Origin of the sequence: Parapedobacter sp. SGR-10, from assembly GCF_011030405.1 — a bacterium.
GTDB lineage: Bacteria > Bacteroidota > Bacteroidia > Sphingobacteriales > Sphingobacteriaceae > Sphingobacterium.
On record NZ_JAAJTJ010000002.1, the window covers coordinates 330,002 to 341,767 of the forward strand.

The 11,766-nt window shown below is 45.0% G+C and carries 7 protein-coding genes; 2 read left to right on the plus strand and 5 right to left on the minus strand.

The genetic code is table 11. The features are described 5' to 3' along the window. Nucleotides 1-8: 8 nt before the first annotated feature. Together G5B00_RS03615 and G5B00_RS03620 are read left to right on the plus strand one after the other, a co-directional pair. Complete coding sequence (locus tag G5B00_RS03615; RefSeq protein ID WP_163871878.1) at nt 9-206, plus strand: hypothetical protein; 198 nt, start codon at nt 9-11, stop codon at nt 204-206. Between the two features lie 111 nt (nt 207-317). After that, entirely contained in the window at nt 318-2,018 is a 1,701-nt protein-coding gene (locus G5B00_RS03620) for a sodium:solute symporter (protein ID WP_163871879.1), read from the plus strand. A 46-nt stretch (nt 2,019-2,064) separates the two neighbouring features. Here the strand turns inward: G5B00_RS03620 and G5B00_RS03625 are convergent, their stop codons facing one another. The 5 genes from G5B00_RS03625 to G5B00_RS03645 all read right to left on the minus strand — a co-directional run bounded on the left by G5B00_RS03625 (nt 2,065) and on the right by G5B00_RS03645 (nt 11,761). Then, nucleotides 2,065-3,405 carry a polysaccharide lyase 6 family protein gene (locus G5B00_RS03625; protein WP_163871880.1) on the minus strand — a complete coding sequence of 447 codons (1,341 nt, stop codon included), beginning with the start codon at nt 3,403-3,405 and terminating at the stop codon, nt 2,065-2,067. Then, nucleotides 3,392-5,584 (minus strand): chondroitinase-B domain-containing protein, encoded by a 2,193-nt coding sequence (locus G5B00_RS03630; RefSeq protein ID WP_163871881.1) that lies wholly within the window; start codon nt 5,582-5,584, stop codon nt 3,392-3,394. The genes G5B00_RS03625 and G5B00_RS03630 overlap by 14 nt, the downstream gene beginning before the upstream one ends. Before the next feature lie 103 nt (nt 5,585-5,687). Beyond that, the gene (locus G5B00_RS03635; protein WP_163871882.1) at nt 5,688-6,965 is read right to left on the minus strand and encodes a hypothetical protein; all 1,278 of its coding nucleotides are present in this window, start codon (nt 6,963-6,965) and stop codon (nt 5,688-5,690) included. A 12-nt stretch (nt 6,966-6,977) separates the two neighbouring features. Then, entirely contained in the window at nt 6,978-8,555 is a 1,578-nt protein-coding gene (locus G5B00_RS03640; protein WP_163871883.1) for a RagB/SusD family nutrient uptake outer membrane protein, read from the minus strand. Nucleotides 8,556-8,566: 11 nt separating this feature from the next. Then, on the minus strand, nt 8,567-11,761 hold the full coding sequence (locus G5B00_RS03645; protein WP_163871884.1) for a SusC/RagA family TonB-linked outer membrane protein: 3,195 nt from the start codon (nt 11,759-11,761) through the stop codon (nt 8,567-8,569). Nucleotides 11,762-11,766: the final 5 nt, after the last annotated feature.

The following is an 11,766-nucleotide window of genomic DNA, read 5'->3' on the forward strand; positions in this document are numbered from 1 at the left end:
CTTATCACATGGAAAATCAAGTAAACGACACTCAACCCTTGAACGTAAAAGGTTTAATCTTATTAATAGGCACAGTCTTGGGAGCGTTGATCGCTTTTGCAGTCTGTGGTTCTTTCCTTAGTATCATCGGAGGCCTGATCGGTGGTGCATTATTTGCCGTATTCTTCAATGCCTTCTTACTACCTCAAAAAACGCATGATAGATAACAAAGGTTTGCCCCCATTTATCCGTAGCTGGCGACAATTCTATATATGGGTTGTGGTGTGGCTACTGGTGTGCATCCTTCTCATGTATCTGTTCACGCTTTATTATTCTTCATGAGTACTATTGATTGGATAGTACTCTTTGCAACATTGCTCTGTATCGTCCTCTATGGATTGTACAAGAGTAAAAATATCCGTAATATAGATGGTTATCTCCTTGGTAACCGTTCTTTGCCTTGGTATACTGTCGGTCTTTCTGTGATGGCTACGCAGGCCAGTGCGATTACCTTTTTGTCGGCTCCGGGATTGGCATATTCTTCGGGAATGAGCTTTGTCCAATTTTATTTTGGACTCCCCCTTGCGATGATTGTGCTTTGTATTACGTTTATCCCTATTTTCCATAGACTCAGGGTGTTCACGGCTTATGAGTTCTTGGAAAAACGTTTTGATGTGAAAACGCGTGCACTGACGGCTTTCCTGTTCTTGGTACAGCGTGGTATCTCTACGGGTATCACGATCTTTGCGCCTTCTATTATCCTGTCGACTATCCTGCATATTGATGTGACCTATACGACGCTGGCCATCGGAAGTCTCGTGGTGCTCTATACCGCCTATGGCGGTACCAAGGCTGTGTCGTATACACAATTGTTGCAAATGGGGATTATCTTTGGGGGACTGTTGGCCGCGGGAGTTATGGTCATCCATTTGTTGCCGGACAATATCGGTTTTCAGGAGGCGCTGCATATTGCCGGAAAGTCGGGAAAAACGAATGCAATTGATTTTACATTGGATCTCAACAATCAGTACACGGTTTGGACAGGGTTGATCGGGGGATTTTTTTTGCAGTTGTCCTATTTCGGAACAGATCAAAGCCAGGTAGGGCGATACTTAACGGGTTCCTCTATTCGCGATAGTCGTATTGGATTGTTGATGAATGGATTGTTGAAGGTGCCTATGCAATTTTGCATATTGCTGATTGGTATTCTGGTTTTTGCGTATTACCAATATCATACTCCTCCTTTGTTCTTCAATCCAGTGGAGACCCAAAAATTGGAGCAAAGTGGATACAATGAGGCTTATCAACAGATTCTTCAAAAACAGACAGCGCTTAGCAATGAAAAGCAAGTCGTTATAAACGACCTCACGAATAGCCTTGCTGTCAAAGACCAACACCGAATAGATCGAGACCGCGAGCAGCTTGCCCGATTGAACGAACAGGCGAATGGGCTGCGTGGCGAAGTCATTGCATTGATCAAGGAAAACAATCCGGAGGCAGATACCAACGACAACAACTACATTTTTCTATCCTTTGTGACATCCACTTTTCCGATTGGTTTTATCGGTTTGTTGGTGGCGATCATCATGTTGGCATCGATGGGAGCAACTGCTAGTGCGATCAATTCGCTGGCCTCTACAACCGTCATTGATATATACAAGCGATTCGTCAACAAACAGGCGTCTGAAAAAAACTACTTGCTTGCCTCAAGGATCTGTACCTTGGGATGGGGGATATTTACCATTGTGATCGCGCTATACGCCAATAAATTAGGTAATCTTTTGGAGGCGGTCAATATTTTGGGATCTTTGTTCTACGGGACGATATTGGGTATATTCCTCGTTGCATTTTATGTCAGACATGTAAAGGGAAGGGCCGTTTTTTGGGGAGCTGTGCTTTCTGAAATCCTGGTGGTCTGGATATGGACCTTAGATGTCGTTGCTTTCCTGTGGCTCAACCTTATCGGCTGCGTATTGGTTGTCGTGCTGAGTATGATTTTACAGCGATCATTGCCTGCTAAGCATTTGGCAAATGAATAAGCTTGCCGCCTGTGCCTACCCTTCATAAGCACACGCGGCACGTGTGCTATCTTACCATAAACCTCTTTTGTTCTAAATTTTTCCAATCGGGTCCGATTTTCATTTCTTTCTCCAACCAAAAGGCAGGTCGATCGGTATAAAGCCCATTTTTATTTGCCTTTAATATCTTTTCGAGCTTCACAAATCCATTTTCTACTTTAGAGGCATTTGTTTTGTTGTCATGTATGCTTAGGCCTATTGGTTCGGCTTCGTACTTGATGACTGTAGCAACACTCTGGAGAATATTGTTCTTTATAGTAGGATTCTTGGGGACAACGGTACGGGTCATATTGGCTCCTGCACCGATGACAAGCCCTTCGGTACATTCTACCACGATATTGTTTATGACTTGGGCATCCTGCACCTGAAAATATTCGTGCAATTCAGGATTCTCTACTGCGTTCATGAGAGACAAGGCGGAACGCAGTGATTTACCTTTTAGTTTGTGCAAATAATTGTTTTCTACAAGTTGCCTCTCGCCAATGATACGTATCCCACCGGTATTAGCTTTATCATTGCCAATAAAAAAATTGTTGCGGATGATGTTGTCGTTGCCGTGACGGAGTGTGAGTGTGCCATCACATTCGAAAAAGAGGTTGTCTTCGACGATGTTGTGGCAGGATTTGACCGAAATGATCTCCATTTCACCGTCACAACTATCAAAAATATTGTTTTTGACAAGTGTACTGGAGGTATGCATGGACCATTGGCTAGTACCGATGCGTATCGTTTCGCCTCCATTTTTTCCCAATTCCGGACGAGGGCCAAAATAGTTTTTGATAATGTTGTGGTGGTTGGGGGTTTCATTCAGCCATACGACGAGTGTCGTACCTGAATGTGTTTTTCCCGTAAATTCACAATTCTCCACGGTATTGTGCGAACCATGTAAAGAGACCCATTTGTAATCCAGGTCTTTGTCTTGGGGATTGTAGTCCAATATGGCCGAATTTGTCAAGGTACAATAGGAAGATCTTTTCGAAAAAGTAATGACATCCCGACCGTCCGAAAAACCGTTTTTGAAGATAAAGCCATCGGCGACGATATATGTTCCGTCGATAGTTAGGTTAGAATTTTTGGAAAAGCTTGTTTTTTTTGGATCGGCTATACGGATCACGATGGGTTGCTGTGCTGTGCCCGCACCTTTCAGTGTGATTTTACTGTTTTCCCATACATTCCCTATGAGGTAGACTGTATCGCCCGGACGAAGTTTTAAGGCATGGAGTTCCTCTACATTTTTTACTTCGGTCCTTGGTGTAGTATCTGGCTGGGGAATAACCTTTTTGGCAGAACAATTGCTGTAGAGCAAGACCGCGAATAGTAGTGTGAAAGTGAGTTTATAAAAGTTCATGGCTTCCTATGGTTTTATTTTTGTTAAAAGATTGGGGTAGTTTTTTATTCAATTTGGAATAAGGAATCAATGCGGGTAAAAGAGCTGTATTTTTACCGATGTTGTGCGGATAGAACGTGTCGATCTTTCCGGTCTCATAGAAGTTGGAGTTCTCGATCTTGATATCATGGTATCTAAACTCGCGACATTCTATGCTCCTGCCTCCCTGCCCAGATTGATAGATATTGTTGTAGGCAAAACGGATAAACTGTGGACCGATCAATCGTATAGCGGCACCTTGTTCTTTGTTGTCTACTTCGTTGAAGGTGCAATGATAGATCTCCACGAATGGGCCGGTCGTGCTTTCGTCGTTGCCGCCACGGTAAATATCAATAGCGCTACCTAGGATATTGGAAAAAATGCAATCTTGAATAAGTGCATTTTCTACATTATAGATACCTTTATCCTCTTTTTCAGCATTGAAGGCTATGCCTGTTCCGGAAATATTGTAGAAAAAGCAGTTTTTGACGATGAGTGAATCGGCAAAGGAGGATTTTTCAGCCTTAATACCAGCAAAGGAACTTTCGTTGAAATCGGTAAATGTACAGTTCTTGACAGTCAGTTGATAACTTTGCAATACGCCCGCTTTGTCTGTACTGATGCCTGCACCTACATTGCCATAGCTCTCAAATGTGCCGAGGAAGTGGAAGTTTGCGATATGCAAGGATCCGCCGTTGGTGATGAGGATAAAAGCAGGCATAGATTTGAAGGAATTGCTGACAAAGGTATAAGGTTGGGTTGCTATCAGGGCGATAGGCTTGTTGATTTTTAGGGGTTCTTTCAAGCTGATATGCGTATGATTCAGTTGTAGTAGGAGCGTATCATTGGCATGAGCGTCGTCAAGATATTGTTGTAGGTGTGCGGCATCGGTCACCAGATGTTTCACTGGCTTTATCGATCCGTCTACTTGTTTCCGTACAGCCAGAGAACTGCCAAAACGATCAGACGGCATGGCTTTGTTTGTGTATTGATCGGTAAATTTGTTATTCTGGAATATAATACCACCGTCGTTGGTATTGATATACCATTCTTTAGGGTAATGAACAAAGGAGTTGTCGCGGAAAGTAATGTTTTGAGGTGCTACAGAACGTTCGTTGTCATTCCCTGCACCAAAGACCAGGATTTCGGAATCCACAAAGGTATTGTCAAAGATCTCCACGTCCTTGACGGGCATATAACGATTGATCAACGAATTGGGGACACCGTTCATAATGGCGAGTGGTGCTCTGAACCCTTTTCCCCGTAGGTTTTTTAAGGTATTGTTTTTGATGGTATGGCCAGAGTTGACGATGCGGATTCCTCCTGTTTCTTTTTTGAAATTACCGTCAAAGAGGTTTCCATCGACGACATTGTGGTCACCGTGGCGCAGTACAATGGATCCTTCGCACTCCCAGAAAACATTGCGGGCGATATAATTGCTGCCGGATTTGATGGAGACGATCTCGGTTTCTCCCGAGCAGTGCTCAAAATAGTTGTCTATCAGTTGCGTATTCGAATCGTAGATCGAGTATCGGGACACACCAAAGCGCATGGTTTCACCTCCATTGGAACCCAATCGATACCTGTTCTTGAAATGGTTGTGCCGGATGGTATGAAAATTTTGTTGGCTTTTTTCATCCTCTATCTCTACGATAAGCATGGGGCCGGAATTGATCTTTCCGTCAAATGTACACTTGGTCACCGTATTATGTTTGCCATAGAGAACCACCCAATTATCGTTGTCAAATCGATGGGGTTTGTTGTAATGGTCGATGACAAAATTTTCTATAGTACAGTGGTTGGCAAGGTTGTCCTGGCTTGTCCGGAACCGGATAAGATACTTGTCGGGAGCCTGTCCGCGCCGGAAATAGAAATTCCGGATGTGTAGATATTCGCCACCGATGGAAAGGGAAGATATTCCTTCTATAAACAGGGCTTGGTTATCTGCGGTCGTGATCAGTATAGGATGTTCTTTGTTTCCTTTGCCGGAGACTTTGAGCTTCACGTCTTTCCAGGGCGATGTGTTGTCGATGATGATCTTGTCTCCGGGAGCGGCATTCTTCACAGCTTTTTCCAGTTCTTGTGGTGTGGTGACAGCTATCTCCTTGCCCCATAAGAGTACGGGGAGGATGAAAAGTAAGCTGCATATAATATTTTTCATACTGTGCTTTTTAAAAGTTATTTCGGCCTTTTTAAAGTCCGTAGACATCTTGCGGAAGTCTACGGACAGGAAGGAATCTAAGCACACGTGTGCCTTCTTAAATCTAATCCTTCGGCACCAGCAAATCAAATGTTACGGTAGACTGATTGCCATTCGAATTCACGTTCTTAATACGCAATAATACGTTGATGGTTTTGTCCGGGTTGGGTATTCTAGCCCATATCAGGTAGGCCGTTTCGACATTGAACTGACCGGAACTTGTTCCAAGACGTGGTGCACCTGAACTGGGAAGACTTATGCCAGTAAAAAAACCATCATCCAAACTAGGGATATTGTTCGTGTTGTAAGCATCATAAATAGCACTCTGTGTCGAATTCGTCGGATCCAACACCCTAAAGAGTGTCGCTGTCCAACCGGTAACCGGAATAGTGGGTGCATATTGTGCACCGTTGCACCGATAATTACCGATTACACCACCCGAATTCGTCGGCGCATAGAAGGTAGGCCCATTACTTGTATTATAGAAAAAGAAAGAGATACTTGTCTCGTAGTTTGCAAAATTGCACGGGCCTATCAATTGATAAGTAGGTAGTATAATCGCACTGTTGTCGAATGTGACAGTAGTGGTACCTTGTGCACTCATGGTTACATCTTTGTATATGTCGTACGGCAATACAGGTATGCTGATCACAGCTTCTGTTTGCAAGTCGTATCCATCGTACAGTACCAGTTTGAGATTGGCCGTGTTCGGCCGATACGTGTAGTCGTACACAAAGCTATATTGTTGATCATTGTTGACCGTGACCTCATGTACTTTGACGAATGTGCCTTGATAATCATCATACAGTTCTATTTTGGTAATGCCGTTTTGGGACAATGCCGTAGCGGTCACGTGTACGATGTCGTTCTCGTCCGGCTCCAAAGAAGAAGGTACGTTTTCCCATTTCGGTGTAGGCGGGGTAAAGCTCTGTATGCTGATAAAGGCTTGGTCTGAACTATTGTCTGCACGTTTGATCATCAACTTGAGACCCGACACATTTTCCATAGGGATATTGGCGAATTTTGTACCCTCTATGGCGAAATCGAGATTGCGCTTGTCGTCCAGATCTTTAGTGTACAGGATGCTTAATAAAGAATCGGCTTTGCCCTCACGGATCAGATAAGTGTATATCCAACTGATGTCTTTTTGTGCCGTGATCTTTGCTTGGATATTGGCATCCGGACTTAATTGTTTGGTGGCTATATTGTAGGTATAGCTTTTTGTTTCGACGACGTCGGCTGCACCTTTATCGTTAGCAATCAGATCATCCGGTGATTTGCTACAGGCATTCATGCTATACATGAAGCCGAATACGAGTAAGATATTAAATAATGTTTTCATGATAATGATGGTTTAATATCCGGGATTTTGTTCCAGTTCCAATTGATTGTTTGTGGTGATCTCTCTCAATGGTATAGGGAGCAGTAACCGGTCATTCGTCACTTTGGCTTGTAGATCCGGTAGAGGTATCTCGGGTTTTATGAGACCGTAATGTGCTTCATATTCATCGGCAAAATGCTGCTGGAGCACGGTGATGGCTTTGCCGAACCGTACCAGATCGAAGAAACGTTGGTTTTCAAAGGCCAATTCCAGTTTTCTTTCGTTCAATAGGGCATCTATAAAGCTGTTTTCATCCGTGATACTGTTGTTTCCTGCTAAAGGATATTTGAAAAAACGGGAAGAGAAAGCCGAGGTCCCATCGTAATCTACTGCTCCTGCACGTTCTCGGATCTGGTTGATGATCCGGACAGATTCACCGTCAGCACCGTCAAAGCCTTGGGCTTCTGCTTTCATGAGTAATACATCGGCATAGCGGAGGACGGGAAAGTCGTTTTCGGCATCGTACCTTGTCATGACTGCCGACAGGTATTTTCTGACATAAGGTTTTGTCGGGCTGTATATCGCGAGGTTATTGGCATAGCGTTGATCCTTGTCTGTGCTATGGGCGATCGAATACATGCTCATGGCGTGGTTGGTCGGAAAATTGAATCCATCGCCATCGTTGTTGACCACAGCAGAACCTGAGCCTGTCGGTGCAAAAAGATTGGCAAAGGGCGAACCCAGCCCAAACCCACCTGCTTTGTACCGCACGGCAAAAATGATCTCGGCACTCATCTCGTTGCCTATGGAGAACACATCACTGTAACTGTCCAATAGGCGGTGTCCACTAGTGTTTATGATCTCATTCAGTTCATTCAATGCTTCAGCTTTCTTTCCCAAAGTCAGGTACACCTTGGCGAGCAATGCTCTTGCGGCCCAATGCGTTGCCCGACCAAGATCATTTTGATTTTGGTTCTGGTATTGCGTTGCTGGGAGGTACTGTGCGGCGGCAGTCAGATCTTGGCTGATCAAGGAATAGACGTCCTCGAGTGTATTGTAGTTCTTGGCCTTGGCCGTATTGGGATCTACGGGCTCAGTCACCATAAAGATGTTGCCAAATAGCCGGACCATATTGAAATAATGGTAAGCGCGTAGGAACAATGCTTCTCCGACGACTTGCTTCCATTCGCTCTCGGTCATATTGGTATTCCTATTGATCTGATGATTGCCATCGCGGTAGTACACACCCAGATTGGTGAGCAGGTAGTTGATGGCACGGATATTACGGTATGTGTTGATCCAATAGGTATACACCTCGTTGTGGTCTGCATTTAGCGTAAACATGTCGAGCTCGTTTTGTTCCAGTCGAGGGACGGCACTTGTATTGGGCACCCCCTGTAAGGACAGATCCGACCGTAGTTCGGTCATCATCCATTCATTGTGTAAAGGTGCGTGCATTCCTTGGTAACAACCTGTAAGGGCCGTATTGGCTTCTTTGTAGTTTCGGTAGAAGGCTCCTGCACCAACATTGGAAATAGGGTCGATGTCGATGATCCTCTCGCAAGAAGTGAGCGACATAAACAATATGCTGATAAAGAATATTCTTTTCATGGCAATATGATTTAAAAATTAAAGTCTAATCCAAACATATACGTACGCATCAAGGGGAATGCTCCTCGTTGATAGCCGCTTATCAAAGGATTGTTGTAATCTCCCGAAATGGTACGGGCTTCTGGATTGATGCCTCTATATCCCTTGCCCATAAAATAGAGCAGGTTTTCACCGGAGGCATAAAGACGGAGGGCCTTGACGCCGATCTTGCTGAGCGCTTTTTGTTTGAATGTATAGCCCAAAATCACCGAGCGGAGGGATGCATACGAAGCATCTTCGACCACGTAATCGGTCAGCATCCAATTGATTCCGTTGGTGAGGTAAGGTGTTTTGCCGTCGCCCGGATGCATTTCGCTCAACCATCTGTTTTCTACGATTGCCCGATTGAAGCGTTTGGATTCGTTATAGTTGTGATCTCCATTGATCAGTTGGCCTCCTTTTGCTCCTTGCAATAGAAAACTTAGGTCGAAGTTTTTGTATTTCATCGTATTGGTAATACCCCAGGTGAAGTCCGGAAATGGGTTGCCAATGATGGTACGGTCATTTTGGTCGATGATATTATTGTTGTCCACGTCGACGATCTTCAGACCTCCGGGGACAAGGTAGTTGCTGAGATTGGTGGTGAGACCATTGTCCACAGCTTCGTCTATCTGTGCCTGCGATAGCCATACGCCATCGGTTTTGTATCCGAAAAACTGTATTGAAGGTTGTCCGATATTTGCCGCGTACACCTCGTTGCGTTCGCCAAAGCTGTACTGGAACGGTTCACCTCCCAATTCGGTCAACGTATTGCGGTTATGACTGATGTTGAGGTTGGTCGTCCATTCAAAGTTGGTATTGTGGATGTTTTTTGTTGTCAATTCCACTTCTACTCCTTTGTTTTTGACTCTTCCGGCATTATTGATGTATTCGTTGGAGCCACTGAATGCCATCGTGGCTTGATTATAAAGTAAGCGGTCTGTTTTGGAACTGTAGTACTCTACGGTGAGGTTGATGCGGTTGCGCAGAAAAGCAGCATCTATACCTGTATTGGACTCAAAGGTACGTTCCCAAGTGATACTTGGGTTTGCCAGCAATTCGCCGTTGGGTGAAAGCCCCAGATTGACATTGCCCGTACCCGTACCAAAAGAATAGTTTGCCGGATACATCAGATCTTGGAAGGCAAAGCTGTTGATCCTGTTGTTTCCGGTAGCACCATAGCTGGAGCGGATTTTTAGAGAGTTCAGCCAGGAAATACCTTTCATAAAACTTTCGTCCGACAACATCCATCCGGCGGATATCGATGGAAAACTGCCGTATTTCTGTCCTTTGTAAAAGTAAGAGCTTCCATCAACACGATAAGATACAGCGAGCATGTACTTGTTGTCAAAATCGTAAGTGATCCGCCCCAGGTAGGATAGCAAGCCGATTTGATCTTTCAGCGTATAGGTCAGTTCTTGATCGATCTGACCCGCTTGGTTCAAGGTTTTGAAGTCTTCGGTAGGAAAATCCCTGCCCACCATATTGTCATCGTCAATCCAGGTCTGCTGTGTGGTGAAACCTAGCAAACCGGTAAAATTGTGCTGACGGATTTTTTTGGTATAGTTGAGGGTATTTTCCCAAAGGATGTCTTTGTAATGCCTGTTAAAGAGGGTTGCTTGGTTGACGGCTCCATCCTGTCTGGCATCACTTTGTACAAACGTCCGGTTTTGCGTGATGTTGTAATATCCGCCGATAGAGGTCTTGAATATCAGATTTTTGATGATCTCATAGTCCAGGTCCATGCTACCGAGTACGCGATAGTTTAGCCGAGTGTTGTCCGTTCTATTGGCGATGGATAGCGGTGTGTTATTGGTCGTATTCCAAGGATCAATTGTGCCTGTGCTGGTCCATAGCTGTCCGTCCGGCATATAGCCAGAGTAGCTTATACCGTTAAAATGTCTTGCCTGTGCGTAGTCACCGGCTTTTATGTCAGCCCATTGTGGGTTCTGGTTGACAAATGCAGCCGAAAACTCGGTGTGGTATGCCGGTACGTAGGAGAACCACCGGTAGTAGTCGGTATAGTTGACCCCGGGTCTAGTCGTGCTGGAATAGGAGGGGTTGATGTTGAAATTGAGTTTGACTTTGGGACTGAGTATGGTATTTACTTTGGAGCGGATAGACATCTTGTCGTTTTTGCTGTAACGCATGGCTCCGTTGTCCGTTTGGGCATTTCCGGTGAGGAAATATTTTACTTCTTTTTTACCACCGGACAACCCAATTTGGATATTACTGATCGTGGCATCCTGTAGGCCCAGTTGTTGCCAATCGGTAGGCTGTCCGATGACCTGGGTCTCGATGACATATTGTGCACGTTCGTTGTTGTTGAACAGGTTTTTTCTGTTGGCCGGTACACTAGGGTCACTTTCACGCAAGGCAGCTTCTTCGTACATCAGATTGGCATATTCTGTCATCGTCATGATGGGGTGCAGCTTCAATGTGTTTCTGATTCCGGTATAGGCTTTGACAGTGTAGCGCGGGCGGTCAGGGATACCGGATTTGGTCGTGATCAGGATCACTCCGTTTGCTGCACGAGAGCCGTAGATGGCGGCGGAGGCAGCATCTTTCAATACTTCAATGGATTCGACATCCTGTGGATTGACAAAAGATAGTCCGTCCGGCACGGGGTAGCCGTCTATCACGACAAGAGGAGAAGTATTTGTGCTGATGGAATTGAATCCCCTGACCCGTACGACGGGCTCGGCGCCAACTTCGGAGGTAACATTTTGAATGGTTACACCAGCGATTTTCCCGATCAAGGCATTATCTAGCCGGGAGGTCGGTATTTCATCCAGATTGGTATTGACCAACTTGCTGATCGAACCCGTGACAGATGATTTTTTCTGTGTACCGTATCCGATCACAATGACTTCGTCGATTTCCCTGGCTTTGGGCCGGAGGGAGATGACAAGATTCTCGGCATTGGTGATTTGTTTGGCATAGGATGTGTATCCTACGGCAGACACCTGTACGATCTTCCCTCTTTCTACACGTATTTCGAATTTGCCATCCTTGTTTGTTTGTACAGCCTGTTTGCTGTCCTTTATTCCTATGGTGGCACCTACTAGCGGGCGACCCAGCGAATCGACAACTTCACCTGTGACTTTTACCTTGGTCTGTCCGTGTACGGTAGCGGACAGTAAGGAGAATAGCAAGGTGAATAACACGATGTGTATCGATGTTCTCATGATAT